This is a genomic window from Comamonas sp. NyZ500 (genome assembly GCF_016772095.1).
In the GTDB taxonomy this organism is placed as follows: Bacteria; Pseudomonadota; Gammaproteobacteria; order Burkholderiales; family Burkholderiaceae_C; genus Comamonas; species Comamonas thiooxydans.
Window position 1 is genome coordinate 162,788 of record NZ_JAEIJE010000001.1, and the last position, 26,390, is coordinate 189,177.

General features: G+C 63.6%; 23 protein-coding genes. 16 read left to right on the top strand and 7 right to left on the bottom strand.

The features are described from left to right. Window positions 1-172 precede the first annotated feature (172 nt). The 6 genes from JAO85_RS00765 (at window position 173) to JAO85_RS00790 (ending at window position 7,028) form a co-directional block, all read left to right on the top strand. Window positions 173-1,360: a branched-chain amino acid ABC transporter substrate-binding protein gene (locus JAO85_RS00765; protein WP_179626010.1), complete on the top strand. Its 1,188-nt coding sequence runs from the start codon at window positions 173-175 to the stop codon at window positions 1,358-1,360. Between the two features lie 62 nt (window positions 1,361-1,422). Further along, complete coding sequence (gene tadA, locus JAO85_RS00770; protein WP_202787233.1) at window positions 1,423-2,796, top strand: tRNA adenosine(34) deaminase TadA; 1,374 nt, start codon at window positions 1,423-1,425, stop codon at window positions 2,794-2,796. 290 nt (window positions 2,797-3,086) lie between these two features. Then, window positions 3,087-4,136: an LD-carboxypeptidase gene (locus tag JAO85_RS00775; protein WP_003063276.1), complete on the top strand. Its 1,050-nt coding sequence runs from the start codon at window positions 3,087-3,089 to the stop codon at window positions 4,134-4,136. A gap of 151 nt (window positions 4,137-4,287) precedes the next feature. After that, window positions 4,288-4,746 carry a hypothetical protein gene (locus JAO85_RS00780; protein WP_202787234.1) on the top strand — a complete coding sequence of 153 codons (459 nt, stop codon included), beginning with the start codon at window positions 4,288-4,290 and terminating at the stop codon, window positions 4,744-4,746. Beyond that, entirely contained in the window at window positions 4,743-6,527 is a 1,785-nt protein-coding gene (locus tag JAO85_RS00785; RefSeq protein ID WP_202787235.1) for a hypothetical protein, read from the top strand. Before JAO85_RS00780 ends, JAO85_RS00785 begins: the two co-directional genes overlap by 4 nt. 135 nt (window positions 6,528-6,662) lie before the next feature. Next, on the top strand, window positions 6,663-7,028 hold the full coding sequence (locus JAO85_RS00790; protein ID WP_034351737.1) for an STAS/SEC14 domain-containing protein: 366 nt from the start codon (window positions 6,663-6,665) through the stop codon (window positions 7,026-7,028). 64 nt (window positions 7,029-7,092) lie between these two features. Here the strand turns inward: JAO85_RS00790 and fusA are convergent, their stop codons facing one another. Next, complete coding sequence (gene fusA / locus JAO85_RS00795; RefSeq protein WP_202787236.1) at window positions 7,093-9,216, bottom strand: elongation factor G; 2,124 nt, start codon at window positions 9,214-9,216, stop codon at window positions 7,093-7,095. Between the two features lie 225 nt (window positions 9,217-9,441). Here fusA and JAO85_RS00800 point away from each other — a divergent pair, with 225 nt between their 5' ends. Further along, window positions 9,442-9,687 (top strand): hypothetical protein, encoded by a 246-nt coding sequence (locus tag JAO85_RS00800; protein ID WP_003063265.1) that lies wholly within the window; start codon window positions 9,442-9,444, stop codon window positions 9,685-9,687. Window positions 9,688-9,716: 29 nt separating this feature from the next. Here JAO85_RS00800 and JAO85_RS00805 read toward each other — a convergent pair whose 3' ends face one another. Beyond that, a complete protein-coding gene (locus tag JAO85_RS00805) occupies window positions 9,717-10,109 on the bottom strand; it encodes a hypothetical protein (protein ID WP_202787237.1) in 393 nt (130 codons plus the stop codon). A gap of 464 nt (window positions 10,110-10,573) precedes the next feature. On the opposite strand from JAO85_RS00805, the gene JAO85_RS00810 reads away from it, so the two are divergent. Then, entirely contained in the window at window positions 10,574-13,147 is a 2,574-nt protein-coding gene (locus JAO85_RS00810) for a penicillin acylase family protein (RefSeq protein WP_237734647.1), read from the top strand. A 127-nt stretch (window positions 13,148-13,274) separates the two neighbouring features. On the opposite strand, the gene JAO85_RS00815 is transcribed toward JAO85_RS00810, so the two are convergent. Next, a complete protein-coding gene (locus tag JAO85_RS00815; RefSeq protein WP_202787239.1) occupies window positions 13,275-14,255 on the bottom strand; it encodes an alpha/beta fold hydrolase in 981 nt (326 codons plus the stop codon). 157 nt (window positions 14,256-14,412) lie between these two features. On the opposite strand from JAO85_RS00815, the gene JAO85_RS00820 reads away from it, so the two are divergent. From JAO85_RS00820 to JAO85_RS00850, 7 genes are all read left to right on the top strand, one after another. Further along, on the top strand, window positions 14,413-15,474 hold the full coding sequence (locus JAO85_RS00820) for an aldo/keto reductase (protein WP_202787495.1): 1,062 nt from the start codon (window positions 14,413-14,415) through the stop codon (window positions 15,472-15,474). 69 nt (window positions 15,475-15,543) lie between these two features. Next, entirely contained in the window at window positions 15,544-16,044 is a 501-nt protein-coding gene (gene ybaK / locus JAO85_RS00825) for a Cys-tRNA(Pro) deacylase (RefSeq protein ID WP_003063251.1), read from the top strand. A gap of 196 nt (window positions 16,045-16,240) precedes the next feature. Next, window positions 16,241-16,927: a glycerol-3-phosphate 1-O-acyltransferase PlsY gene (plsY, locus tag JAO85_RS00830; protein ID WP_003063247.1), complete on the top strand. Its 687-nt coding sequence runs from the start codon at window positions 16,241-16,243 to the stop codon at window positions 16,925-16,927. A gap of 84 nt (window positions 16,928-17,011) precedes the next feature. Then, entirely contained in the window at window positions 17,012-18,538 is a 1,527-nt protein-coding gene (locus tag JAO85_RS00835) for a DUF4178 domain-containing protein (RefSeq protein ID WP_202787240.1), read from the top strand. 51 nt (window positions 18,539-18,589) lie between these two features. Beyond that, window positions 18,590-18,808, top strand: a complete 219-nt coding sequence (locus tag JAO85_RS00840) for a DUF350 domain-containing protein (RefSeq protein WP_003063240.1) — start codon at window positions 18,590-18,592, stop codon at window positions 18,806-18,808. Between the two features lie 196 nt (window positions 18,809-19,004). After that, on the top strand, window positions 19,005-20,555 hold the full coding sequence (locus JAO85_RS00845; RefSeq protein ID WP_202787241.1) for a polyamine aminopropyltransferase: 1,551 nt from the start codon (window positions 19,005-19,007) through the stop codon (window positions 20,553-20,555). Beyond that, on the top strand, window positions 20,555-22,291 hold the full coding sequence (locus JAO85_RS00850) for an FAD/NAD(P)-binding protein (RefSeq protein ID WP_202787242.1): 1,737 nt from the start codon (window positions 20,555-20,557) through the stop codon (window positions 22,289-22,291). Before JAO85_RS00845 ends, JAO85_RS00850 begins: the two co-directional genes overlap by 1 nt. 6 nt (window positions 22,292-22,297) lie before the next feature. Here JAO85_RS00850 and JAO85_RS00855 read toward each other — a convergent pair whose 3' ends face one another. The 3 genes from JAO85_RS00855 to JAO85_RS00865 form a co-directional block, all read right to left on the bottom strand. Continuing rightward, window positions 22,298-23,290 carry an HD-GYP domain-containing protein gene (locus JAO85_RS00855; protein WP_087864873.1) on the bottom strand — a complete coding sequence of 331 codons (993 nt, stop codon included), beginning with the start codon at window positions 23,288-23,290 and terminating at the stop codon, window positions 22,298-22,300. Between the two features lie 15 nt (window positions 23,291-23,305). Then, complete coding sequence (locus JAO85_RS00860) at window positions 23,306-23,935, bottom strand: TIGR02281 family clan AA aspartic protease (RefSeq protein ID WP_237734648.1); 630 nt, start codon at window positions 23,933-23,935, stop codon at window positions 23,306-23,308. Window positions 23,936-24,070: 135 nt separating this feature from the next. Further along, entirely contained in the window at window positions 24,071-24,556 is a 486-nt protein-coding gene (locus tag JAO85_RS00865; protein ID WP_003063225.1) for a YajQ family cyclic di-GMP-binding protein, read from the bottom strand. A gap of 103 nt (window positions 24,557-24,659) precedes the next feature. On the opposite strand from JAO85_RS00865, the gene murB reads away from it, so the two are divergent. After that, on the top strand, window positions 24,660-25,757 hold the full coding sequence (gene murB, locus JAO85_RS00870; RefSeq protein WP_039048477.1) for a UDP-N-acetylmuramate dehydrogenase: 1,098 nt from the start codon (window positions 24,660-24,662) through the stop codon (window positions 25,755-25,757). Window positions 25,758-25,817: 60 nt separating this feature from the next. Here murB and JAO85_RS00875 read toward each other — a convergent pair whose 3' ends face one another. Beyond that, complete coding sequence (locus tag JAO85_RS00875; protein ID WP_003063220.1) at window positions 25,818-26,309, bottom strand: hypothetical protein; 492 nt, start codon at window positions 26,307-26,309, stop codon at window positions 25,818-25,820. Window positions 26,310-26,390: the final 81 nt, after the last annotated feature.

Below are 26,390 nucleotides of genomic sequence, written 5' to 3' on the forward strand. Positions count from 1 at the left end.
GCCTGCTCGGGCTTGCTAGCAATTGCTCCAATGGAGTTCTGGTCCTTAGACTCCAGGGTTTGCCCCTTCGCTTGCACATCGAGCTGGTATCGCAGGCTTTGCCGCTACGCTTGAGGCTTTGGCCTGGCGTAGGCTTGCGTGCCACAGCCTTCCGCTTCATCAAGGAGAAAGCATGTCCATGACTGATCGCTCGGCCCAGCGCCGCTGTGTTCGCACCTCGTCTGCCCTGAGCCTGGCCCTGGTCGCCGCATCCCTGTCGTCCGCTTACGCTGCGGATGCGGAAAAGCCTCTGGTGGTACGCATTGCCCATGGCGGCCCGGTCTCCGGTCCCATCGCTGCCCTGGGCAAGGATGAGGAGAACGGCGTGCGCATGGCGATTGACGAGCTCAACGCCCGCAAGCTGCAACTGGGCGGCCGTCCCGTGCACTGGAAGCTGGAGGCCGGCGACGATGTGGGCGACCCCGGTCAGGCCACGGCGCTGGCACGCCGCTTCTGCGACAAGAAGGTGGCGGCCGTGGTGGGGCATCTTCAGTCGGGCACGACCTTGCCGGCTGCCAAGATCTACAACGACTGCGGCATTCCCAATATCACCCCCGCAGCCACCAACCCCGCGATTACCGAGGCAGGCTATGACGACACCTTCCGCGTCATCGCCAATGACCGGGCCATGGTCAATGCCCTGCTGGACTATGCCGTCAAGCACCAGGGCGTCAAACGCATCGCGATCGTGGACGATCGCACGGCCTATGGACAGGGCATCGTCAAGCTGTTTGAAGCCGCTGCGGCCGAGCGCGATGTGCAGATCGTCGACAAGCAGTACACCAGCGACAAGGCCACGCAGTTTTCGTCCATTCTCACGGCCATCAAAGGCCGCAAGCCCGATGCGATCTTCTTCGGCGGGCTCGATGCGCAGGCCGGTCTCATGCTGCGCCAGATGTCGCAGCTGGCCATGAATCAGGTGAAATTCCTGGGCGGTGATGCGCAATGTTCGGAGCGCCTGCCTGCCATGGCCGACAAGGTGCCGGCGCTCAAGAACGTGGTTTGCGTGATGAGCGGCAGCTCCCTGGGCAATATGCCCGGCGGTCTGCTCTGGAAGCAGAAATACGACCAGCATTTTCCTGGCCAGTATCAGGTTTACAGCCCTTACGCTTATGACGCGACCATGGTGCTGGCCAAGGCCATGCTGAGTGCCGATTCGGCCCAGGCCGAGGCCTATCTGCCCCGCTTGCGCCAGATGCGCTACGAGGGGGTGACGGGCACGATTGCCTTTGATTCGCAGGGCGAGTTGCAAAGCCCGCGGGTCACGCTCTACGGCTATGACTCCGGCGAGCGCAAGGAACTGGTGATCAGCGGTCATTGAGCGGTATCGGTGTTTCTTGAAGGAATATCCGTCAAGCCTTTGTCTGTCAGGCACATATAGCTATGGATTCTGATGCTTCCGTGCACGAACACTTCATGCGCCAGGCGCTGGAGCAGGCGCGCTGCGCCGCCGCCTGTGGCGAGGTACCGGTGGGGGCCGTGGTCGTCAAGGACGGGCAGGTCATAGGCCGCGGTCATAACAGTCCGCTCTCTGCCCAGGACCCCACGGCCCATGCCGAGGTGCTGGCCCTGCGCGAAGCGGCTCGGACTCTGGGCAATTACCGGCTTGAGGGCTGCACGCTGTATGTGACGCTGGAGCCCTGCACCATGTGCGGCGGTGCCATGCTGCATGCGCGTGTGGATGCCGTGGTCTATGGTGCGGCCGAACCCAGGACCGGTGCGGCAGGTTCGGTGCTCGATGTCTTCGGCTACCCCGCCATCAACCACCAGACGCGGGTGCTGCGCGGCGTGCTGGCCGCGCAATGCTCGGCGCTGATGGCAGAGTTCTTCCAGCAGCGACGCCAGGAAAAAAAGGCGCAGCAGCCGCACCCGCTCAGGGACTGGGCGCTGCGCAATGCCGATGAGGCGTTTGCCGACCTGCCCGCCTGGCCCTGGCGGCCGCAGTGGCGCAGCGACCTGCCGGCGCTGCAGGGCCTGCGTCTGGCGGTGGTCGATGAAGGGCCTGAGGATGCAGCACTGACCTGGCTGTGCCTGCATGGCAGCCCGGGCTGGGGCTATGGCTTTCGGCATCTGCTGCCCGATTTGCTGGCCGCCGGTCATCGTGTGGTGGTGCCCGATCTGCCAGGGTTCGGGCGCAGCGACCAGCCCAAGAAAGACAAACGACACAGCGCGCAGTGGCATTTGCAGGTCATCGCCGAGCTGATCGAAGCGCTCAACCTGCGGCGGCTGGTCCTGGTCGGGCAGGGCGATGGCGGCCGCCTGGGTCTGGCTGCAGCGCAAGCCCTGCCAGAGCGCTTTGCCGGCGCATGGCTGATCGATACCTGGCCGCTGAATGCGCAGCCAGAGCCGCGTCGGCAATGGTTTGAGCAGGCAGCGCGCAAGCCCGGCTGGGATGTGGCCAGGGCCATGGCCGAATTGGAAGGGCGCAGCAATGCCGAAGAGGACCGCGCCTGGAATGCACCGTTTGCGCAGCCCGGCCATCGGGCCGCGCTCAAGGCCTGGCCGCGTCTGCAGACCGAGCTGGCTGCGCCGCCCGCCGATCTGCTGCAGCAATGGGCGCAGGCCGGCAGGCTGTGGCTGCAGCCCGCAGCCACGCAGCAGCCCGTGTCTGCTGCGCAATGGCAGGCAGCCTGGCTGCAGGCCGTTCCGCAACTGGCGTTGCAGGCCGGGGTCTGGCGGCAAACCCGGCCTGGCGCTCCGGTTCCTGCAGCACGGCAGGGCGGTGGTGCAGCGGCTGTGGAATACTTTGCGCCGTAGCCCGATCGGTCAGACCGGCGGAGCAAGAATCTGAACTAGGACTTACGCAAACAAGAATGCAACAAGGGCTCGCCTTCTGAGGCAGTCGCCCGGCCTGAACCTGTTTTGCGGAAGTCGTATGAACTTCTGAATCTGCGGATTCACCCACTTTTCACGGAGCATGCGGCCGATGGCCGCATGAAAAGGCTTTGGCAACCTCGCGCAAATCCCCTGGATCCACTACAGCGCCCCAGCAGCAAGATCCCCACCACGCCCACTCGCACGGGCAGGAGCCGGACCACCAGGCTCATGTGCATGACGAGCACTGCAGCCATGAGCACGGTCATCACGATCATCACGACCATGTGCACAGCGCCGATGGCAGCTGCTGCGGCCATGATCACAGCCATGGCGGCAAGCATGTCTATATCTATTCGCCCTCGGGGGCGGTGCGCGACAAGGCAGCCTTCAAACGCGGCATCAAGCAGCTGGAGGCCCTGGGCCACGAGGTGGAGGTCGATGCCGATGCGCTGGCCAGCAGCCAGCGCTTTGCGGGTGACGACGCCACCCGTCTGGCTGCTATCCACCGTGCAGCGGCCAGCGGAGCCGATGTGGCGCTGATTTCGCGCGGCGGCTACGGTCTCACGCGCATCCTGCCGGGCATCAAGTACAAGACCGTGGCGAAGGCGATTGCGGGCGGCACCAAGTTTGTCGGCCTCAGCGACTTCACGGCTTTTCAGCTGGCCATGCTGGCACAGACCGGTTCGGTCACCTGGGCGGGTCCCGCGCTCAACGCCGACTTCGGTGTGGACAGCAAAAAGACCGGCGAGCCCGTGGACGACATCATGCTGGACTGCTTCGAGGACCTGCTCAGTGGTCAGGGCGAGGGCGCGGGCTGGCAGATGCCCAGGATTGGCGAGCTGCCCAATGGCAAGCCGCAACTCAAGGACTTCTATGTTCCTGGCGGGGCCACCTTGTGGGGCGGCAACCTGGCGGTGCTGGTGTCCTTGCTGGGCACGCCTTACTTCCCGCAGGTCGACGGCGGCATTCTGTTCATCGAAGACGTGGGCGAGCACCCCTACAAGATCGAGCGCATGCTGACCCAGCTGCTGCTGGCGGGCGTGCTGCAAAAGCAAAAAGCCATCATCTTTGGCCAGTTCACCGATTTCAAGCTCACCACTCACGACAAGGGCTTCAAGCTGCAGACCGTTGTCGACTGGCTGCGCATGCAGCTCAAGCGCCCCGTGCTGCAAGGCTTGCCCTTCGGCCATGTGCCCACCAAGGTACTGCTGCCCGTGGGGGCGCAGGTATCGCTGTCTGTGGAAGGCCGGGATGCGCTGATCTACTGGGGGCATGTCTGACGACAGACTGCCGCTGAGGTTGAGCCGTCAGCATGGCCTGCGCCTCGTGTCTGTGCCTAAGGAGATTCAGTTTTAATAGCTGTTAACGTAGGCTGCATATGGGTTGAATGCCAATCTGGCTTGTATTTTTGAGATCTGGAAGGACGCACGCATGGGCAAGGCTGCACTGCCGTGGACTGAGGAAATGCTGGCCCTGCTGGGCCAGGAAAAAGACGCCGTGCTGGCCCAGCGCTGGGGCACATCGGCCAAGACGGTCAACCTCAAGCGCAATGCGCTGGGCATTCCCGCCTTCGGGCATTTCCAGTGGACACAGCCAGCGCTGGCTCTGCTGGGCCGGGAAGCGGACGCCGAGGTGGCGAAGCAGCTGGGCATCAGCAAGGCCAGTGTGGTGGCCAAGCGCACCGAGCTCGGTATTGACTCGGTGACAGGAGCTGCTGCCAGCAGCGCTTTCGACTGGAGCAACGAGGCCGTGGCTTTGCTCGGCACCGCATCCGACGCCAAGATTGCCGGGCAACTGGGCCTGAGCCGCCTCACGGTCTACAACGCGCGCATCGCCAGGGGGATTGCTGCTGCAGGCCGGGGGGCAGCGGGCAAGAGCCGCGAACCATGAACCGTGCTGGCGCGCCAGCGACCGAGCTTGGGCCGACCCGGCCGCGGACTCTGCTGCGCGCGGTACTGCTGGGCTGGCTGTGGCTGGCGGCCCTGGCCGGCTTTTCCCATCTGCTGACGCGCTTGCCGCCCTGGGGCTGGCTGTTCGCAGTCCTGTTGCTGGTGCTGTTGCCAGCCTGGGGGCATTGGCTGCTCCTGATGCTGCGCAAAAAGCTGCTGCGCTTGCAGTTCGCGCCGCAGGGGCATATCGGTCGCTGGCTTGGCGGCGGTTGGTGGCCGGCCTGCAAGGCATTGGCACTGGCCTTGCTGCTGTGCACCAGCTCACTCTGGCAGGCCTGGTTTCTGGCGCCCTGGGAATGGGCGCTGCTGGCGCTGGCACCCTTGCTTTATGTCTTGCTGGCCTGTGGCATGCAGGCGGGCCTGAAGCGAGAGTTTTCATCGCCGGCCTTTGCCTGGGCCTGGGCCCAGCGCGCTGCCACCTGGCTGCTGCTGGTGCTTTGGGGCGGCAGCTGGCTCTGTGCCATGGCCAGTCAGCAGGATCTGGGGCGGGGGCTGGCCCCAGGCATGGAGCCAGAGGCATTGAATCATGCGCTGGCCCAGATTCACGCAGCGCCCTCTGGGCTGGTGCGCTGGGGGCTGGATGCCCTGCTGGCCGTGCAGCTGGCGAGTGGCGCCATGGCCGACCTGCCCCAGTTGCCCGTGCTGCGCCTGTTGCTGCTGGCGCTGTTCGGCCCGGTAGGCGTGTTGCTGTGTCTGGGGCGTGCCATGCAGGGGGCATCGGCTTCCTCGGCGCTGCTGCTGCAGGCCAGGCCTTCGGGGGCAGTGCGCAATGCCGCGCCTTTGCTGACCCTGGTTGCCGTGCTGGTGCTGGGCATTCTGGTGCAGTCCACGGCCGCCCTTGACGGCCTGGCCCGTGCGCAGGAGAGTCCGCTGGCGCTCAAGCGTCTGCCCGAGTGCGAGCGCATCGGGCAGCAACTCTATCGCCTCGGCACGCTGGACGCCACACGCCAGCAGGCCCTGCAGCTGCTGGGGCGGGCCCAGGCCGGGCAGGCCCTGTGCCAGAGCATCCCGCAGATGAGCCGGCAGCTGGATGCCGCCGTCGAGCGCTATCTGGACTGGTATTTCAGTCTGGGGGCGGAGTGGGGTCGCATCCTCAGTCTGCTCACGGGCGATGTGAGTCAGTTTCTGCAGAACAAGCTGAGCGAAACCCTGGGAGCCACGCCAGGGCTGGAGGGCTGGGTGCAGACTCTGCAGAAGCAGGCACTGACCAGCGGCGCTGCTCTGGCCGAGGGCCAGCAGCGCATCGAGGAAACCCTGGCACGCCATCATCTGGCCCTGAGTCCCGAGCAATGTCTGGTGCGTGCCGAGGTTGCCAGCCTGCCTGCGCTGGAGCTGCTGGGCGATGCACGCCAGCGGTTGACGGCCAGTGCCCTGGTGGGCACTGGGGGCGGTGCTTTTGCCGCAGCCGTCGCGGGCAAAGCCATGGCCAAGACCTCGATGAAGGCCGCCAGCAAGGTGCTGGCCAAGGCCGCTGCCAAGCAGGGTCTGGGCAAGGCCGGGGCAGCGGTAGCCGGTGCGGCCGTGGGCTCTGTCGTTCCCGGTGTCGGCACGGCCGTGGGGGCGGTGGCGGGAGCGGTCGCTGGTGTGGTGCTGGGCGTGGGGATTGACTGGGCGGCACTTTATGCCGAAGAACTGTTGACACGCGATGCCATGCGCGCCGATCTGCGTGCCGCGCTGGGCGAGCAGATGCAGAGCCTGAGCCGGGCCATGGGCTGCCAGTAGGCGAATCAGTCGCGTTTCAGCAAGTCCGTACAGAGCGGCGGCAAGAGCCGAGGAAAACCTGTGCTGCGGGTGCTGTCTAGGGCTGCATTCCCGCGAGCGCAGGCGTACAGTGAGGTTTCGCTGCAGGAGTTGCATATGCTCAATTACTCCCTCATGAAACCCGAAGGCATCTTGCTGCTGGAGCCCCATGGGCCCCTGACCGAGCAGGATTTCGACGGCGTCAGCCAGGATGTGGACGAATTCCTGGCCGAGCATCCCAAACTGCATGGGGTGATGATTCAGTCCAAGGACTTTCCCGGCTGGGAAAACTGGGCCGGCTTCAGCGCCCATATGGGCTTTGTCAGAGACCATCGCCATCAGGTGGAGCAGATCGCTCTGGTGACCGACAGTCATCTGGCGGGCATGGCCGAGTTCGTCGGCAGGCATATCACGCATGCCGAGGTCAGGCATTTCCCGTTTACCGAAGATGCCATGGCCATGCAGTGGCTGCATGCGTCCTGAGTCGCCTGTCTGAAGCAGTCCGGCAACTCCGCCGCCTAGCCGCGGCAGAGTTGCCTGGATCCGCCTAGCCCTGTTTCCGGTGGCCGGTCGTCGCGGTCGCTGCGGCTGCTGCCTGCTGCGGGGCCTGTGCGTAGCGCTTGAACTCCATGGTGTAGGTGGCGCGACCCTGAGTCATGGAGCGCAGATGCGTGGCATAGCCGAACATTTCCGATAGCGGCACCTCGGCCCTGATGGTCTTGCCGTCGCCTGCGATATCGTCCATGCCCTGCACGGCGCCGCGGCGCGAGGACAGATTGCCCATCACGGCGCCTGCGTATTCCTCGGGCGTCTCCACCTCGACGGCCATGATGGGCTCCAGAATCACCGGGTCGGCTTTCTTGCAGGCTTCCTTGAAGCCCAGGATGGCGGCCATGCGGAAGGCCTGCTCCGAGGAGTCCACATCGTGGTAGGAGCCGAAGGTCAGCCGCACCCGCACATCGACCACGGGGTAGCCGGCCAGAACGCCCGAGTTCATGGCTTCACGCAGGCCTTTTTCCACGGCAGGGATGAATTCGCGCGGAATCACGCCGCCCTTGATTTCATCGACAAATTCAAAGCCCTTGCCCGATTCCAGCGGCTCCACGCTCAGCACCACATGGCCGTACTGGCCCTTGCCACCGGACTGGCGCACGAACTTGCCGTCCACATCGTTGACTGTTTTGCGAATGGTTTCGCGGTAGGCCACCTGGGGCTTGCCTACATTGGCGGCCACATTGAATTCCCGTTTCATGCGGTCGACGATGATTTCCAGGTGCAACTCGCCCATGCCGGCAATGATGGTCTGGCCCGATTCCTCGTCGGTGCTGACTCTGAAGGACGGGTCTTCGGCCGCGAGGCGCGCCAGTGCCAGGCCCATTTTTTCCTGGTCGGCCTTGCTCCTGGGCTCCACCGCCTGGGCGATCACGGGTTCGGGAAAGGAGATTTTTTCGAGCACGATGGGCGCTTGCGGATCGCACAGCGTCTCGCCCGTGCTCACGTCCTTGAGGCCCACGCAGGCCGCAATGTCGCCGGCGCGGATTTCGTCGATCTCCTGGCGTGCATTGGCATGCATCTGCACGATACGGCCTATGCGCTCCTTTTTACCGCGGGTCGGGTTGTAGACCAGATCGCCCTTGGTCAATACGCCCGAGTAAACGCGTACAAAGGTCAATTGGCCCACGAAGGGGTCGGTCATGAGCTTGAAGGCCAGGGCGGCGAATCTTTCGTCATCGCTGGCATGGCGTATCAGCGTGGTGCTGGCGCTGTCGTCCTCGCTATGCCCTTCGATGGCAGGAACATCGAGCGGTGAGGGCATGAGCTCGACAATCGCATCGAGCAGGCGCTGCACGCCCCGGTTCTTGAAGGCCGAGCCGCAGAGCATGGGCTGAATTTCGGTGGCGATGGTGCGCAGGCGCAGGCCGGTGATGATGTCCTCGGCATCGAGGTCGCCGCTGTCCAGGTACTTCTCGGTCAGGGCTTCATTGGCCTCGGCAGCGGCCTCCACCATTTTCTGGCGCCATTCCTGTGCGCTGGCCAGAAGCGCAGCGGGGATCTCCTGGTACTCGAACTTCACCCCCTGCGACTCGTCGTCCCAGAAGATGGCTTTCATCTTGATGAGGTCGACCAGACCATGAAAATCGGCTTCGGCTCCGATGGGGATGACGATGGGAACCGGGTGGGCCTTGAGGCGGTCCACCATCATCTGGCGCACACGAAAGAAATCGGCGCCCACGCGGTCCATCTTGTTGACGAAGGCCAGGCGCGGCACCTTGTACTTGTTGGCCTGGCGCCAGACGGTCTCCGACTGTGGTTGCACGCCGCCCACGGAGTCGTAGACCATGACTGCGCCGTCGAGAACGCGCATGGAACGCTCGACCTCGATGGTGAAGTCCACGTGGCCAGGGGTGTCGATGATGTTGATGCGATGGGCCGGGAAATTGTGTTCCATGCCCGACCAGAAGGCTGTGGTGGCTGCCGAGGTGATGGTGATGCCGCGTTCCTGCTCCTGCTCCATCCAGTCCATGGTGGCAGCGCCGTCATGGACTTCGCCCAGCTTGTGGTTGACCCCGGTATAGAACAGTATGCGCTCGGTGGTGGTGGTCTTGCCGGCATCGATATGCGCGGAGATGCCGATATTGCGATAGCGTTCTATGGGCGTGTGGCGAGCCATGATGACCTCCCTGAAACACAGTTCTGAAACTGAAGTGCCGGCGCCATGGTTGCGGAGCCGGCAAGCAGAGGAAACGCATCGGAAATACTAGAGAGATGGCTACAAACTCACTGCCAGAGTGGGTATGGCCCGCGGCATAAAACACAAGCCGCAGGCCAGGGCGCAAGGCCTGGAGCCTGGCGGGCACCCGGCTTTCCCTTCATTCAAGAACAAGGACTTGTGAACATGACAGAGCAGAGCATTCAGATCGCAGCCCACAAGATGGTCTACATCCTGGTGGTGGAGCAAAGCTTGCGTGCCGGCGAAGGAATGAGCGAGAAAGCGCTTGCTGCCGACCTGCAAAAGCATGGCATCTTCGACGGCGAGCGTCAGTCTGCGCTGGACTGGGCCGTCGCCAGGGGCTGGCTGCAAAAGGCAGGCGGCGAGGTGCGTCTGACCGAAGCCGGCTTTGACATGAACTTCACACAGTAGCGGCAGGGCTGCGGCAACCGCCCGCGCGCCTATTCCAGATAAACGCCTTTTTCCTTTTTGCGTGCCCGCATGCCGGTGCGCAGGAACAGCTCGCTGCCGCCCTGCACGGCCAGGGGCTGGCCGGGCTTGCCGCCGTCCTGGGCCAGGTGGGCATCGGCGCGCGTATTCCAGTGCTCCAGCAGATCCTGCAGGGCAAGGCGCTCCGCTTCGTTCAGCTGCGGATGCTGCTCCAGGAACTCCTGCAGATACTGGCGCGCATCCAGCTCAAGCTGCTCGCGCGTGGTGGCCAGCGAGATATAGCTGATGTCATCGTCGCGCCCGCTGGTATGCGTGCCCAGCAGATAGCAGCTGATATAGTCGCCCCGGGTCTGACCCACGGCGGGGTCCTGGCTGAGTTTCTTGAACAGACTGAAGGGCCACATGCGTTGAATTCCTTGGGACTGACGCAAACAGGGAAGCACGACAGTCATGGAGCGCCATGCCTGATCCGAATCTGCGTAAGTCGTTTTACTAAGAACGTGTTTACGATCTCTACGCAGCCGCGTTGGAGCGCAATCGGGATGAGTTCGAAGCGATGGCTCGCCGCTTGCACCGGGGTGCAAGCAAGAGACAGCGCGCAGTAAATCGCCCGATTTCGCTCCAACCCTTCGGGACAGTGTCTTTGCGGACGCCCGGTCAGGGGCGGTCTGCGTTGTTGCGAATCCTCGCAATAGCAGAGCTATTGCTGCGGTATCGCGCCTAGCATTCCATCCCGCAAAGCCACTGTCGCGGCGCGAGGAGATCGTAAACACGTTCTACGGGCCGTGGCCCAAACAGGTATTGTCGCCCATGGCTGGACGCGATCAGCATGTGGATGTTGCGCACCGGACGCATGACAAGAGGCGATATGGGAGACATCACTTTGGCGGCAGGACCTTCCGCCCACCCTTGGCTCAGGCGCACATGGCATCTGGCGGCTGCGGCCACCGGGCTGGTTTTGCTGGCCGGGGCCGCGTTGGCGGTCTATGGCGTGCGGGCCCAGCCGCGCATGGATGGCAAGCTGGTCCTCGCCGGGCTTGAGCGCAGCGTGTGGGTCAGGCGCGACGAGTCCGATGTCACGCATATCAGCGCCCAGTCGCCGCAGGATGTCTGGCGGGCCCTGGGCTTTGTCCATGCGCAGGAGCGCGGCTGGCAGCTGGAGTTCAACCGCCGCCTTATGCAGGGGCGGTTGTCGGAGATCCTGGGGCCGGCCACGCTGGAGCTGGACAAGCTGATGCGTGCTCTCGATATCCATGGTGCGGCGCGTCGCCAGTACGCGGCGCTGCCGCCCTCGGTGCAGGAGGCCTTGCAGGCCTATAGCCAGGGTATAGCCGCCTTTTACGCCAGGCCTTCGCAGGCTGCAGCGCCGGAGTTCCTGCTGCTGGGCACCAGGGCCGGAGCAGGAGGGCCATCGACCTGGGAGCCTGAAGACTCTGTGGGCTGGGCGCTGATGATGGCGCTGGATCTGGGCGGCAACTGGGGCAACGAGTTCGCGCGGCTGAATCTGCTGCAGGTCCTGAGCACCGAGCAACTGTGGCAGCTGATGCCGGCCTATCCGGGCGAGCAGCCCGCGACGGCGGTTGATCTAGCCCAGCTTTACCGCCAGTTGGGCGTGTACCGCGAGGCCGATGCGTCGCAGAAGCTCTCTGTCCCGGTGCAGCAGATTGAATCTGCCCTACAGCAATGGGCGGCCTCCATGGCGAGGGATATGGGCACGAATGACGGACTGGGCAGCAATAACTGGGTGGTGGCCGGCAGCAAGACCCGAAGCGGCAAGCCCTTGCTGGCCAACGATCCGCATCTGGGGCTGAGCGCTCCGGCCATCTGGTACTTCGCGCGTCTTCAGTCGCCAGAGGGCCGGGCCAGCGATGGCAGCGCCCTGAGCGCGCTGGATGTGACAGGGGCCACCTTGCCCGGCATGCCTTTCGTGGTGCTGGGCCGTACGGCGCAGGTGGCCTGGGGCTTTACCAACACCAACCCCGATGTGCAGGATCTGTATCTGGAACAGATCAACCCGGCCGATGCCAGCCAGTACCGCACGCCCACGGGCTGGGAAAAGTTTGTCGTGCGCGAGGAAGTCTTCAAGGTCAAGGGCCAGAGCGATGTCAGGGTGACGCTGCGCAGCACGCGCCACGGCCCGGTGATCAGCGACGCGCAGCAGCAATACGGCAAGGTCATCAATACCGATCGCTATGCGCTGGCCCTGCGCTGGGCGGCGCTGGACACGGACAACCGCACGGTGGAGGCCGGTATCAGGGCCAACGGGGCGCAGACCGTGTCCGAATTGTTCGAGGCATTCTCCATCTACCACTCGCCCATGCAAAGCATTGTGGCGGCCGATGTGCAGGGACATATCGGCTTCAAGGCCGCGGGCAGGGTGCCGGTGCGTGCGCCCGGCAATGACTTGCGCGGCGTGGCGCCGGCGCCCGGCTGGGATGCGCGCTATGACTGGCAGGGCTGGCTGAGCTACGAGCAGACGCCGCAGGACGATGGCGGAACGCGTGGCTTTGTGGCCACGGCCAACCAGCGCGTGACGGAAGCCGGCTATGCGCATTTTCTGACCCAGGACTGGAGCCTGCCCTACCGCCACCAGCGCATAGAGCAGTTGCTGGCGGCAGGCAGCGAGCATGACGTGGCCAGCATGGCGGCGATTCAGAACGATGTGCAGTCCCTGGCCACCCGGGCCTTGCTGCCCGTGCTGCGCAAGGCTCAATCGAGCCACGCCCAGGCAGCGCAGGCGCAGCAACTGCTGGCGGGCTTTGATGGGCTGATGGAGCGGGACAGGCCCGAGCCGCTGATCTTCTCGGTCTGGGTCGACGAGCTGACGCGCGGCCTGGTGATTCCGCGTATTGGCGAGCAGCGCTTTGTCATGAGCTACGGCAAGCGGGACTTCCGTGCCGGGCTGGAGGGAATGCTGGCGCGCAATGACGCCTGGTGGTGCGCGCCGCTGAGCTGCGAGCAACAGGCCGGACAGGCGCTGACCCGCACGCTGGACAAGCTGCAGTCGGCTTACGGCAATGATCCGCGCCAATGGCGCTGGGGCGCGGCGCATCCGGCGCTCAGCGCGCACAAGCCTCTGGGCGCGGTGGCGGCACTGGCGGGGGTCTTCAATGTGAGCGTGGCCTCGGGCGGCGATGCCTATAGCGTCAATGTCGGGCAGTACAACGCCAACCCGCCGCCCTCCGATGCCAAAGGACCGCTGGCCGGACGTTTTGTCAGCCGCCACGCGCCCTCGCTGCGCGCCATCTACGACCTCGGCGATCCGGAGTCCTCGCAGTTCATCTACCAGACCGGGCAGAGCGGGCTGGCGCTGTCGGCCCGCTATGCGGACATGAGTACGGAGTGGGCCGATGGCCGCTACCGAAAGCTGCAAATGCAGCCGAGGCGCTGGCGCCATGTGCTGGAACTGCAGACTGGACAGGGCGTGAATAGCTATAAATAAGTGAGCTTGTAGCGCATGTGTAATATTGATTTCATATTTAAATAATATTGAAAATCAATGAATGTATGCGCTACAAGCTCCTGTATAGATAGCAAGCGGTAGTCGTAGTCTCAGTAGTAGCAGTCTTTCAGCGCAGAAAGTCCTCGATCAGCCTGGCCACGGCCTCGGGCTGGTCGTGGTGCAGCATATGGCCGGCGTCCTGCACGCGGGCGATATCGCATTGCGGGATGTGGCGAATGCGTTCGTGGTATTGCTCCAGCGTGTAACGGCCCTGGTGCCAATGGCCCAGGCTGTCGTCCGAAGCTTCGACCGACAAGGTAGGTGCGCTGATGGCGGCCAGGCAGGCAAGTGCTTCATCCACGCGATACAGATAGGGGTTGGAGAGCTTGTGTGCGGCGTCGCCCAGAATATGCCAGCGGCCCTGGACATCCGGGGCCGACCAGTGATGAGCCAGCCATAGGGCCTTGTCGCGGGGCAGGCGGCGATTGGTTTTCTGCAGGCGATTGGCCACGGCCTCCACGCTGTCGTAGGGGGCGAGACCCATGCCGCCCGCCCGCTGCTCGCGCAGCTGATCCATCCATTGGGCCAGACGTCCGGGGGCCTGGTCGGGCCTGGTGGGCGCCATGCCGAAGCCTTCGAGATTGACAAAGCGGCGTATGCGCTCGGGCCGCGCGCCCGCATACATGCAGGAGATATTGCCGCCCATGCTGTGGCCGACCAGGTCGATGGGCCGATCGGGCGAAATCTGCTCCAGCAGCATGTCCAGGTCGGCCAGGTAGTCGGTGAAGTAGTAGCTGTCGCAGGGCTCGGCGCTGCGGCTCAGGCCGAAGCCGCGCCAGTCGTGAGCAAGGATACGGCGGCCCTGCACAAAGGCGTCGCTGAAGGCGTCGACCACAAACTGGTAGGAGGCGGCCACATCCATCCAGCCATGGGCCAGCACCAGCACGGGCAACTCGGGATCGATTCCCGAAATTGGCTCGGGCTCCCAACTGCGCTGGTGGTAGTGCATATTGCGCACGGGCAGCATCTGTGAGCGCCACTGGCGGCGCGGCTGATAGGGCGGGATATCGGTGAGCTGGCCGGTCAGCGTGGGGTTGTGCGTTGTCATATTGTCTCCGTTGTTTTGATTATTGCTGCGCTTGCAGCATGGCCCGTCGTGCACGGGACAGCTGTGTCAGCAAAAACAAGGAGTCTGCCCTGATCTTGTACTGTCAGGCTCTAAACTTGGAAGCATGACTTCTGCTGCATCCACTTCCCGTCTTTCCATGAATCCCGTCGCTCTGGGGCAGAGCGATCTGCGCGTCAGCCCCATCTGTCTGGGCACCATGACGTTTGGCGAGCAGGTCGACGAAGCCGAAGCCTGGCGCATCATGGACCGCGCCGTGGAACGCGGTGTGGATTTTTTCGATACGGCCGAAATGTATGCCGTGCCGGCCCGTGAGGCCACCTGTGGCGCGACGGAGTCCATCATCGGCCGCTGGCTCAAGGCCCGCCCCGGCATGCGCGAGCGGATCACGCTGGCCAGCAAGGTGGCCGGCCCCTCGCGCGGCATGCCCTGGATCCGCGAAGGCTCGGGCCTGTCGGCGGATGACATTATTCGTTCCTGCGACGCCAGCCTTGAGCGCCTGCAGACCGAGGTGATCGACCTCTACCAGATCCACTGGCCCGAGCGTCATGTACCAGCCTTCGGCACCATGTATTACGACCCGCAGAAGGAAAGCTCGCTCACGCCCATCCACGAGCAGCTGCAGGCGCTGGCCGGTCTGGTCAGGCAGGGCAAGATCCGCCATATCGGTCTGTCGAATGAGACGCCTTATGGCGTGCACGAGTTCGTGCGCCTGGCAGAGCAGCATGGACTGCCGCGTGTGGCTGCGATCCAGAACCCTTACTGCCTGATCAACCGCAGCTATGAGAACGGGCTGGACGAAAGCTGTCACCGTCTCGAGGTGTCGCTGCTGGCCTATTCGCCGCTGGCTTTCGGCCTGCTGACGGGCAAGTTCGATCAGTTTGCACCGACCGAGGCCGGTGCCCCCAAGGAGGCACGCATTGCCAGGTATGAATCCGTGCAGAAACAGCGCTGGGGTCGCCCCGATGCGCTGGCCGCAGCGCGCCGCTACAACGCGCTGGCGCGCGAGCACGGCCTCACTCCCACGCAGCTGGCATTGGCCTTCTGCTACACCAAGTGGCAGGTGGCCAGCACCATCATCGGTGTGACTTCGGTAGCCCAGCTCGACGAGGATCTCGATGCCTGGGGAACCAAGCTGTCTGCCGAGCTGCTGGCCGAGATCGACCGCATCCGCTGGGAGATGCGCGATCCCGCTGTCTGATCGCTTTATTGAGGGAGAATGGCGGATGGCCCATATCGGGCATGCGCCACTAGCTATCAAAATTGAATCATGGCAAAAAAAGACAAAAACGCCCATGTGAGCGAGACTCCAGCCACGCAGATGCTCAGGGCCCACAAGGTGGAGTTCACCGAGCACCCCTATGACTATGTGGAGCATGGAGGCACTGAAGAGTCAGCGCGCCAGCTGGGGCTGGACGAGCACGCAGTGGTCAAGACCCTGGTGATGCAGGATCAGGATGCCAAGCCGCTGATCGTGCTCATGCATGGCGATTGCAAGGTATCGACCAAGAACCTGGCGCGCCAGATCGGGGCCAAGAGCGTGGAGCCTTGCAAACCCGACGTGGCCAACCGCCACAGCGGCTATCTGGTGGGCGGCACCTCACCCTTCGGCACCAGGCGCGAGATGCCGGTCTATATCGAGGAAACCATACTCGCGCTGCCACGCATTGCCATCAACGGCGGGCGGCGCGGCTATCTGGTGCAACTGGCGCCTGAGGTTTGTACCCGTCTGCTCGATGCCCGGCCGGTGCACTGCGCGCTGGCAGAATAGGGGGCTAGCCAGCCGGGGCAGACGCCGGCTGGCAAAAAACGCAAACAACAAGGACTTACGCCAACCAGGATGTACAACGGGCATGACGGTCTACAAACCGCCCTGCCTGATCCGGGTTGCGCAAGTCGTGACAACAATCGGTGCCGTCGACCTTGGTTGGCGAGCCTAAGGGCCAGTCTCTGGCCGAGGAATTCCTTTGAACGCCCTCTATCCCGTTATCGCCGTCATCGCGGCCTATCTGATTGGTTCGCTGTCCTTTGCCGTCATCGTCAGCCGCGTCATGGGCCTGAACGACCCGCGCACCTATGGCAGCGGCAACCCCGGGGCCACCAATGTGCTGCGCTCGGGCAGCAAGGCGGCAGCGGCTGTCACGCTGCTGCTGGATGCGCTCAAGGGCCTGGTGCCCGTGGTGCTGGTCAAAGCCTTCGGCGCGCAGTTCGGGCTGGGCGACAGCACGGTCGCGCTGGTCGGCCTGGCTGCTTTCCTGGGCCATCTGTACCCGGTGTTCTTTGGCTTCAAGGGGGGCAAGGGTGTGGCCACGGCGCTGGGCGTGCTGCTGGGCATCAGCGGCTGGCTGGGTCTGGCGACGGCGCTGACCTGGGTCATAGTGGCCGTGTTCTTCCGCTATTCCTCCCTGGCCGCGCTGGTGGCATCGGTGTTCGCGCCCGTGTATTACGTGCTGTGCAGCGGCATTGTCTGGGATGCGGAAACGCCCATCACTGCCGCGATTGTCGTGATGGCGATCCTGCTGGTCTGGCGTCATCGCGAAAACATTCAGCGCCTGATCGCCGGCAAGGAATCCAGGCTGGGACAGAAAAAGACCGATGGCTCCAAGCCTGCAGAGGGCGCTGCCCGCAAGAGCGGTAAGAGCAAGCATCGCTAGGGCGCGGCTGCTGCATTTCTCCGAGGCCGCCTTCAGGCCTTTTCCATTCAAGCGCAAGAAGCTCCTGATTAAATAGCAAAAAATATGGCTTCCAGCCCATCGCAGCGCGATTACAGCGCTCCCTGTCCTGGTTGTGGCGCGCCGGTCCACTTCGCCAGTGCGCAATCGAGTTTTGCCGTCTGCGAGTTTTGCCGCAGCACCGTGTTGCGCGATGGCGAGACGCTCAAGCGCATTGGCTCCATGGCCGAGGTGTTCGAGGACTACAGCCCGCTGCAGCTGGGCGCCTCGGGCATGGTCAAGCGCAACGGCAAGCCCGAGCCCTTCACCATCGTGGGCCGCGCGCAGTACAAAAGCGCGGCCGGCAACTGGTCGGAGTGGGTGGCTGCGCTCAGCAACGGCGAGCTGGCCTGGCTGAGCGAGGACAACGGCAGCTTTGTCTTTGCCGTGAACTGGCAGCCGCTGGGCTGGAACGTGAAAGAGTTCCAGCAGCGCGAATGGCGCATGGGCCGCGAGCTCAAGGCAGGCACGGAATCCTTTACCGTCACCAGCATTCAGGATGCGCAACTGATGGCGGCTCAGGGCGAGCTGCCCCAGTTGCCCCAGCTCGGCAAGAGCTTCAAGCTGGTGGAGCTGCGCAGCGACAAGAACCAGATTCTCTCCATCGACTTCAGCGACAAGACACCGGCCTTCAGTCTGGGGGCAGCCGTGGCGCTGGAGGCTTTGCAGATGCAGGGCCTGCGCAGCAGCGCCCAGCAGAAAGCCCAGGGGCGCCACTTCAACTGTCCCAAGTGCGGTGCCGTGGTGCCCGTGCGCTTCGACACCACCAAGGCCCTGAGCTGCCCCAGCTGCGGAAGCCTGATCGACATGTCCAAGGGAATGGGGGCGGAGCTGAGCTATGCCGAGCAGCGCAGAAAGGTCAAGCCTCTGATCCCGCTGGGCAGCGAAGGCACGCTCGACGGCCTGAAATGGCAGGTCGTGGGTTTTCAGAGGCGCAGCGGGCGTGGTCTGGGCGAAGATGAGGACGACAGCTTCACCTGGGACGAGTACCTGCTCTACAACAAGAAGGCGGGCTTTTCGTTCATCGTCGATTCGGAAGACGGCTGGAGCACGGCCCGCGTCATCACGGGTGCTCCCAAGCTCAGCAAGAACGGCGCCACTGCGACCTATCTGCAGCGCAAATACCAGCGCGACTACGCCTACCTGGCGGAGACGGAATATGCAGAGGGCGAGTTCTACTGGCCCGTCTTCAAGGGCGCCAAGTCCAGCAATGTGGACTTTGCCAATGGCGGCAAGCAGTCCACGCTGGCGCTGGAGACCGCCAATCAGGAAACGACCTGGACCCATGGCCAGCGCGTTTCGGCTGAGACGGTGGCCAAGGCGTTCGGCACGGCCAAGCTCAAGGATCGCTCCCAGGTCAGTCCTCTGTCGGGCAGCGGCTTCAGCTGGGGCACGATTCTGTTCTGGTTGTTCCTGCTGCTGTTCATCCTGCCGTTCCTGCGTGCCTGCATGTCCAGTCCCAACTGCGACCCGCGCACAGATCCCAACTGCACGTACAGCCGCTCCAGCAGCGGTTCCTACGGTGGTTACACCTCCGGTGGCAGCCATAAATAAGCGTCGCTGCTCTCACAGGCAGGCCCCCTATCTCATTACAGGAGAGACATCATGAATTTCGACTGGTTCAGCGCCCAGAACTTCTTTGGCTCCATCATCTACGCCCTGGTGGGCGTGGTGGTGTTCTGGCTGTGCTTCATCATCATCGACAAGATCACGCCCGTGGACATGTGGGCCGAGATCGTGGAGAAGCACAACAAGGCACTGGCCATGGTGGTGGCGGCCATGTGCCTGGGGATCAGCATCATCGTCGCTGCGGCGATTCACTAAACACCCCCTGAGGCGCCCGCGCCTTCCCCCTCTCTCGCTACGCGGGAGGGGGACGACTGCATCGCTGCGCGGCGGCGCTTGCTGGCAGTCCCTCGTTTGCAGCGCGCCGGGTCTGAGCTTCAGAGTCCAATGGGAAGTGCTGATTCCTGAGGAGTGCAGGCCGATGGTGTGCTGAACTAGATAGAAAGTACCTTTGATGACTTCGATGGTGGCCGAGCAGGACAGCGCTGGCCTGGGGCCTAGGCCCATTGATGTGGCGCTGCTGGCCAGCGTCTTCGTGATTGCGGCCTGCGGCCTGCTCTACGAGTTGGCGGCAGGTGCGCTGGCATCCTATCTGCTCGGTGATTCGGTGCTGCAGTTCTCCACCATCATCGGCACCTATCTGTTTGCCATGGGCATAGGCTCGTGGCTGTCGCGCTATTTCGAAGACCAACTGCCCGCGCATTTTCTGCGTGTGGAGCTGATGGTGGCACTGGTCGGCGGTGCCTTGCCGGCCGTGCTGTTTCTGGCCAATGCCTATGCGCCGGGCGCGTTCCGCTTTCTGCTCTACGGCATGGTGATGGTGGTGGGCACGCTGGTGGGGCTGGAGATTCCGCTTGTCATGCGCATTCTCAAGCGCAATGCATCGCTCAAGGATCTGGTCTCCAAGGTGCTGACCTTCGACTATCTGGGGGCCTTGGCCGTGTCGCTGGCGTTTCCCATCGTGCTGGTGCCCAAGCTGGGCCTGGTGCGCACAGGTCTGCTGTTCGGCTTCATGAACGCGGCCATTGCCGTGTGGGCCCTGGTGCTGTTCAAGCATGAGCTGCGCAATCTGCGTGCCCATGCCTGGGCCTGTGCGCTGGTGCTGCTGGCCCTGGGCGGCGGCATCGCGGGCGCGGATCAGCTGACCCGGCTGGCCGACGACCATTTCTACCAGGACCGCATCGTGCTGAGCAGCAGCTCGCCCTACCAGCGCATCGTGGTGACACAGGGACGCCAGGGCGCGCGGCTGTACCTGAACGGCAATCTGCAGTTTGCCCAGAGCGACGAGTACCGCTATCACGAAGCGCTGGTCCACCCTGCCATGGCCGCACATGGTGCACCGAGGAAGGTGGCGGTGCTGGGCGGCGGCGACGGCATGGCCGTGCGCGAGGTGCTCAAGTACCCCGGCGTGGAGTCCGTGGTGCTGGTGGAGCTGGACCCGGCCATGACCGGCCTGTTCAAGAGCAACGCCATGATGACGGCGCTCAATGGCAATGCACTCAACGATGCCCGCGTGAGCATCGTCAACACCGACGCCTTTCACTGGTTGCAGGAGACTGCGGACACCTTCGATGTGATCGTGGTGGACTTTCCCGATCCCACGAATTTCGCCATAGGCAAGCTGTTCACCAATAGTTTTTATTCGCTGCTGGACAAGCGTCTGGCGGCCAGCGGCTATGCCGTGATTCAGACCACCTCGCCGCTGATTGCGCGCCAGAGCTTTTGGACCGTGGTGCAGACCGTGGAGTCCGTGGGTCTCAGGGCACGGCCCTATCACGTGCATGTGCCCAGTTTTGGCGAATGGGGTTTTGTGCTGGCCAGCCACCGTCCCTGGCGCGAGCCCGAGGCTTTGCCCGCCGGCATGCGTTTTCTGACTCTGCCCACGCTGCGCCTGATGTTTGACTTCCCTCTCGATATGGCGCGCGTGCCGACCGAGGTGAATCGCCTCTCGAATCAGGTGCTGGTCAACACCTATGAGCGCGAGTGGGGCAAGGTGGAGCATTGATGCGGGCCGATCTGAAGCGGCGCGACTGGCTCGGGCTGGCGGCCGCCAGCGCTTTGGGCGCAGCGGGCCTGGCCGGCTGCAAGCAGCCAGCGCCCAGACTGGAGGACTTGCCTGGCGGCTTCAGCGGCGTGGCGCTGGAGCGTGGTCATGGCCTGCGCCCTTTCTGGCAGCGCCTGGCACAGGGGCTGGAGCTGCCTGCACCTGCGGTGGTACACCAGGCGCCGGTAGTGATTGCGGGCGGGGGCATGGCCGGGCTGGCGGCGGCACGCGCGCTTGAACTGGCTGGCGTGCAGGGCGCAGCCTTGCTCGATACCCAGGCCGTCATGGGAGGCAACAGCCAGGGCGGGCAAGTCAAGGGCATTGCCTGCCCCCTGGGTGCCCACTATCTGCCCGTTCCCGGCGACGATGCCCATGAGGTGCAGGACTGGCTGGAGGAGCTGGGCGTGCGCCAGCGCTTCGCTGGCCGCTGGCGCTATGACGAGCGCTATCTCTGCCATAGCCCTCAGGAGCGCCTGTACTGGCAGGGTGGCTGGCATGAGGGACTGCTGCCCGTGCAGGGCGTGAGCCAGCGCACGCTGGAGCAATATGCGCTGTTTGAAAAGCAGGTCGAGGCAGCGGCTCAGGCAGCGGCCTTTGCCATGCCTTCCATCCGTGTCTGGCAGCGCGAAGCGGGTTTGCCTGCCTCTCATGCGGTGCTCGATGCACAGCGTTTCGACCAATGGCTGGCGGTGCAGGGCCTCGATGACGAGCGTCTGCTCTGGTATCTGGACTACAGCTGCCGCGATGATTTCGGTGCCGGTCTGAGCCGCGTCTCGGCCTGGGCGGGGATTCATTATTTCGCCAGCCGCCATGGTTTCCACGCGCCGCGCCTGCAGTCCGAGCATGAGAGCGAAGCGGATGGCGAGCAGGTGCTGACCTGGCCCCAGGGCAATGGCTGGCTGGCGCAGCAACTGGCGGCGGGACTGAAAGCCACGCAACTGCAGACCGATTGCAGCGTGCTTGCCGTCACCGAGGACGCGGGCGGTGTGCAGATCGAGGTTTATCACCATGGCCGCCAGCAGCATGAACGCTGGCTGGCGCGCCATTGCGTGATGGCGCTGCCCAGCTTTGTTGCTGCAAGAGTGCTGCGCAATGCGCCCGATTTTCTGCGTGCCGTGGCGGCTCGCCTGGACTGGGCTCCCTGGCTGGTGGCGAACATCCATATCGACCGACCGCTGGCCGACTACCCCGGCGCCGAGCCCGCCTGGGACAATGTGCTGTACCGCGATGGCAATGCGGGCGGGCTGGGCTATGTGGATGCGGGCAATCAGCGACTGGACCGCATCCGCAGCCAGCCTACGGTGCTGAGCTACTACCAGGCGCTGGGCGACTGGGCCGATGGGCGCAGGCAATTGATGCAGCAGCCGTTTGCCTTCTGGCGCGAGCGCATCGTGAACACGCTGAGCGAGCCGCACCCAGACCTGCTGCAGCAAGCCACACGCATGGAAATCACCCGCTATGGCCATGCCATGGCGATTCCGCGTCCTGGCGATCAGCAGATATTGAGCGAAATAGCCGTCAAGTTCAGTGCCAGCAAGCGCAATCTGCTATTGAATGGGGAGCGAGTGCAGGGCCTGCCCACGCCTGCGACGGCGCGGCTGAGCTTTGCGCATTCGGACTGGGCCGGCTATTCGGTGCTGGAAGAGGCGTTCACGCGTGGCCACCATGCCGGCCTGATTGCTGCACAAGGCGTTTAGAAGGGGTCAGCGTCTGCTGCCCGGCAGCTTGACCATGCGGTACAGCTCGGCGTTGCCGCGTGCACTGTGAATGCCCAGCTGTGCCATGGAGCGCAGGTCCAGATCCAGCGTCAGCGAGGAACGCGCCAGCGCGGAGGTGATGGCCGGCCTGCGCCCCTCCAGATGCCAGATGGGCGGGTACATGCTGTGGCCGTCACGGTCGATCACGCTGGCAATTTCGGGTTCTTCCAGACTTTTTCCGCGGCGCAGCACCACGGCCACTTCGCCATTGTCCAGCTGCACGTAGGTGCCGGGCGGGTACAGGCCCACGACATCGATCAAGGCCTGCTTGACCTCATCGGCGTATTGGCCGCCCTGCTGCAGCACTTGCAGAGACTCGGTGGCCGAGCGGCCGCTACGGGTCTTGCGCGGGCTGATCAGGGCAGCATAACGGTCTACCGTGCCCAGAATGCGTACCAGACGCTCCAGCGGCTGCAACTGTGCCAGCGGCGCGGGCTGCAGCACCACATGGTGGTATTGCACGCTGTCCAGCCAAAGTCGGTCACGCACCATGAGCCGCTCCAGCATCAGCCGGCCCTCTGTGGGGTGCTGCTTGACGGCTTCGGCCTGCTGGCTGCTCAGCGGTGTACGCTGCTCGGCCAGTTGGTTCTGCAGCACGGTCATGCCGATGTTCATGGTCAGAGCGGCCTGGATCAGCGTGTCGCGCTCGGATTGAGGCAGGTCAAGCTCCTTGGCAAGGATATGGCACAGGCCCGCGCAGACCACGGCGTGAGACGGGCTATAGCCCACGGTTGTCGAGCTGGCTCGCTGAAACATCAGATACAACGCGGCATCGCTGTCCTGCGTGATGAGGTCTTGCAGCCATAGATCAAGCTGGTGCAGCTTGATGGCAAAGCCGGGGATGCGCAGCGGCTCGGTCAGCAAAACCGCGAGTGCGGCCTCCAGATCCGACCATAGGCCCAGCAGGTCTTCATAGGGGTCGTCGTAGCGTGCGTGCATGGGCGAGAGGCGGGTTCAGTTCTTTTCCAGAACCATCTCATTGCCCTTGCGGGTCATCTGAAACCGGGTCAGCAGACTGTTGCCCAGCAGCACATAGGGCATGGACTGGGGGGCAACGACGGCCTCTATGCCGTAGACCTCCATCTCGCCCAGTTTGACGCTGTCGAGCTTGATGCGCCAGCCCTGGGCAGTGCCGTTGGCCGTGCGCATCAGGACGGGGGCACCCTGCTCGTAGGGCAGGCCCATGCGATCGGCATCGGCGCGGCCTATGGCAATGGTGCTGGCGCCGGTGTCCACCATGTACTGCATGGTTTTTCCATTGATATAGCCGCGATCCACAAAATGGCCGCGCGAGTCGGCGATCAGGACCAGCCGGCCCGAGCGCGCAGCGCCGCCAATGCCGCCCCGGCTGCCCACGCTGACCGGAGCTGCTCCCAGGTGCACGGTCTGGCGCTGGCCCTTGATATCCACCACGGCGGAGTCGCCGCTGATCTGCAGCAGGCGCACCTCCTTGTGGCTTTCGTTGACGGCCAGCGCCTTGGGGGCACTGCCATCAATGACCAGCAAGGCCTTGCTGCCCAGCACGCCGGTCAGGGCTACGGACTGTCCAAAGGCACTGCTGGAGGCCACAGCGACTGAAAGCATGAGCCCCATGCGACGCAGGCGAGAGGCGCGGGGCAAGGAGCTGGGCTGGCCGCGTCGCCCTGTGGCAACGGCCTCACTCCCCTCCCGCAAGGCGAGGGAAGGGAAAGCAGCGGAGCTGCGCAGGGGGGGCTTCATTCAATCGCGGAAGTTGTTGAACGACAGAGGGTGGTCGGCCAGATCCTTGCGGATCAATGCCATGGCCGCCTGCAGATCGTCACGCTTGGCTCCGGTGATGCGGACCTTCTCTTCCTGAATGGCCGCCTGCACCTTGAGCTTGCTTTCCTTCATCAGCTTCTGGATCTTCTTGGCCAGCTCGGACTCGATGCCGTTCTTGACCTTGATGAGCTGCTTGACCTTGTCGCCGCCAATCTTCTGTGCCTTCTGGATGTCCAGGAAGCGCACATCGACATTGCGCTTGGTCAGCTTGTTGCGCAGCAGGTCCTCGACTTGCTGCAGCTGGAACTCGGCATCGCCGTAAATGGTGATTTCCTTGTCCTTGAGTTCGACGGCGGCCGATGTGCCCTTGAAGTCGAAACGGGTGCCAATTTCCTTGGTGGCGTTGTCAACGGCGTTCTTCACTTCGACGAAATCGGCTTCGCAAACAGTGTCAAAAGAAGGCATGTGTAATTCCTATCAGTATCAGAGCGGTAAACAGCCACAGTGCGCCGGGCCGTGATGTGCGGCTTGCCAGCAGCAGAGCAGGCGCAGTGCGACAATTGGATGGATGTTAGTCGAGAAAAATGTTCCCCTGCAGCATTGCAACACCTTTGGCATTGCCGCGCGCGCCGAAACGCTGGTGCGCATTCGTAGCCAGGACGATATCCGTCAGTTTCTCGCCGACCCGCTATGGGGGCGGCAGCCTGTGTTCGTCCTTGGCGGTGGCAGCAATGTGGTGCTGACGGGCGACGTGGCCCCCGTGGTGCTCAAGATGGAAATCATGGGCATGCGGCTGCTGCGCGAAACCGACAAGCACTGGATTGTCGAGATCGGGGCGGGCGAGCGCTGGCATGACATGGTGGCATGGACGCTGGCCCAGGGCTATACAGGCCTTGAAAACATGGCCCTGATTCCAGGCACGGTAGGCGCGGCCCCGGTGCAGAACATCGGCGCTTACGGGATGGAGCTGCAGGATCGCTTCGACTCCCTGGACGCGATCGATCTGGTCACCGGCGAGCAGTTCAGCCTCAATGCCGCGCAATGTGCCTTCGGCTACCGTGACTCGGTGTTCAAACATGCACCGGCTCAGCCCAAGTACTGGCCCGTGACGGGCTCGACGGCTGTCCCGCGCGGCCTGGGTCTCAAAGGGCGGGCGGTGATCACCCGGGTGCGTCTGGCGCTGCCCAAGAGCTGGCAACCGGATCTGGGCTACCTGGATCTGCAGCGCAAGCAGGCGGAAAAAGGCATAGAGCAGCCGACTGCACAGCAGATCTTTGAATGGGTCTGCGAGATTCGTCGTGCCAAGCTGCCGGACCCCGACGTCATCGGCAATGCGGGTAGCTTCTTCAAGAATCCCACGGTGACGACCGAGCAATGCGCGGACATCATCGCGCGCGAGCCCAAGATTGTTCACTATCCCATGGATGACGGCTCCATCAAGCTGGCGGCCGGCTGGCTGATCGATGCCTGCGGTTGGAAAGGCAAGACCATGGGCCGCGCGGGCGTCTACGACAAGCAGGCGCTGGTGCTGGTCAATCGCGGAGATCGCCACAGCCTCGATGCCAGCGTGACCGGCGGCGAGGTGATGACGCTTGCAGGGGCAATTCAGACCAGTGTCTACGAGCGCTTTGGCATTCGCCTGGAGCCCGAGCCGGTGGTGATCTGACTTTGTCGGTACCAACAAAAAATGGAGCCAGGAGGCTCCATTTTTGATGGTGAAAAGTGCTTATTTCCAGAAGGCCGGGCGCAGCAAAATGCCCGAAATACGGTAAGGAGCCTTGGGCTCGACCGCCAGTTCCATGGGCACAAAGCCCTTGGTACAGCTCAGCAGCACGCTGGTGGCCAGAGGTGTGGAGCTTTCCATGCGGCCAACCGTCTGGCAGCTGCCGACGCCGGTGCGCACGGAGTCCAGAGCTTTCTGCACGGTGTCGATGGGGGAGTTCTTGAGGAACTCCTCGTTGAAATTGTTGGCAGCGAGCTTGGACTTGCCGTCCATGGCTGCGACAACTGCCTGCAGGCGCTTGCGCAATGCGGCGTCTGCAGCAGCGGCATCCACATTGGCAGGGACTGCCTGGGCTGCGGGTGCTGCCTGTGGCGCAGCAGCCTTGGCGGCATCGGTCGCAGCAGCATCGGGCTGGGCCTGTGCTGCAGTCATGAAGCCGGCGGCAGCCAGCAGGGCGGTCAGACAAACAGCATTGCGTGTTTTGGTGGTAATCATCCGTTGAGCCTTTCGTCAAACAACGAGAGGCACTGTAAACCTTCTGCAAGCTTGATTTCGATAGACGGCAAATTGTTTTTT

Excerpts from the sequence above, each read along its gene's own strand:
- JAO85_RS00765 (WP_179626010.1), top strand. The coding sequence starts at position 173 with ATGTCCATGACTGATCGCTCGGCCCAGCGCCGCTGTGTTCGCACCTCG.
- tadA (WP_202787233.1), top strand. The coding sequence starts at position 1,423 with ATGGATTCTGATGCTTCCGTGCACGAACACTTCATGCGCCAGGCGCTG.
- JAO85_RS00780 (WP_202787234.1), top strand. The coding sequence starts at position 4,288 with ATGGGCAAGGCTGCACTGCCGTGGACTGAGGAAATGCTGGCCCTGCTG.
- JAO85_RS00785 (WP_202787235.1), top strand. The coding sequence starts at position 4,743 with ATGAACCGTGCTGGCGCGCCAGCGACCGAGCTTGGGCCGACCCGGCCG.
- JAO85_RS00790 (WP_034351737.1), top strand. The coding sequence starts at position 6,663 with ATGCTCAATTACTCCCTCATGAAACCCGAAGGCATCTTGCTGCTGGAG.
- fusA (WP_202787236.1), bottom strand. The coding sequence starts at position 9,216 with ATGGCTCGCCACACGCCCATAGAACGCTATCGCAATATCGGCATCTCC.
- JAO85_RS00800 (WP_003063265.1), top strand. The coding sequence starts at position 9,442 with ATGACAGAGCAGAGCATTCAGATCGCAGCCCACAAGATGGTCTACATC.
- JAO85_RS00805 (WP_202787237.1), bottom strand. The coding sequence starts at position 10,109 with ATGTGGCCCTTCAGTCTGTTCAAGAAACTCAGCCAGGACCCCGCCGTG.
- JAO85_RS00810 (WP_237734647.1), top strand. The coding sequence starts at position 10,574 with ATGGGAGACATCACTTTGGCGGCAGGACCTTCCGCCCACCCTTGGCTC.
- JAO85_RS00815 (WP_202787239.1), bottom strand. The coding sequence starts at position 14,255 with ATGACAACGCACAACCCCACGCTGACCGGCCAGCTCACCGATATCCCG.
- JAO85_RS00820 (WP_202787495.1), top strand. The coding sequence starts at position 14,413 with ATGAATCCCGTCGCTCTGGGGCAGAGCGATCTGCGCGTCAGCCCCATC.
- ybaK (WP_003063251.1), top strand. The coding sequence starts at position 15,544 with ATGGCAAAAAAAGACAAAAACGCCCATGTGAGCGAGACTCCAGCCACG.
- JAO85_RS00835 (WP_202787240.1), top strand. The coding sequence starts at position 17,012 with ATGGCTTCCAGCCCATCGCAGCGCGATTACAGCGCTCCCTGTCCTGGT.
- JAO85_RS00840 (WP_003063240.1), top strand. The coding sequence starts at position 18,590 with ATGAATTTCGACTGGTTCAGCGCCCAGAACTTCTTTGGCTCCATCATC.
- JAO85_RS00845 (WP_202787241.1), top strand. The coding sequence starts at position 19,005 with ATGACTTCGATGGTGGCCGAGCAGGACAGCGCTGGCCTGGGGCCTAGG.
- JAO85_RS00850 (WP_202787242.1), top strand. The coding sequence starts at position 20,555 with ATGCGGGCCGATCTGAAGCGGCGCGACTGGCTCGGGCTGGCGGCCGCC.
- JAO85_RS00855 (WP_087864873.1), bottom strand. The coding sequence starts at position 23,290 with ATGCACGCACGCTACGACGACCCCTATGAAGACCTGCTGGGCCTATGG.
- JAO85_RS00860 (WP_237734648.1), bottom strand. The coding sequence starts at position 23,935 with ATGCTTTCAGTCGCTGTGGCCTCCAGCAGTGCCTTTGGACAGTCCGTA.
- JAO85_RS00865 (WP_003063225.1), bottom strand. The coding sequence starts at position 24,556 with ATGCCTTCTTTTGACACTGTTTGCGAAGCCGATTTCGTCGAAGTGAAG.
- murB (WP_039048477.1), top strand. The coding sequence starts at position 24,660 with ATGTTAGTCGAGAAAAATGTTCCCCTGCAGCATTGCAACACCTTTGGC.
- JAO85_RS00875 (WP_003063220.1), bottom strand. The coding sequence starts at position 26,309 with ATGATTACCACCAAAACACGCAATGCTGTTTGTCTGACCGCCCTGCTG.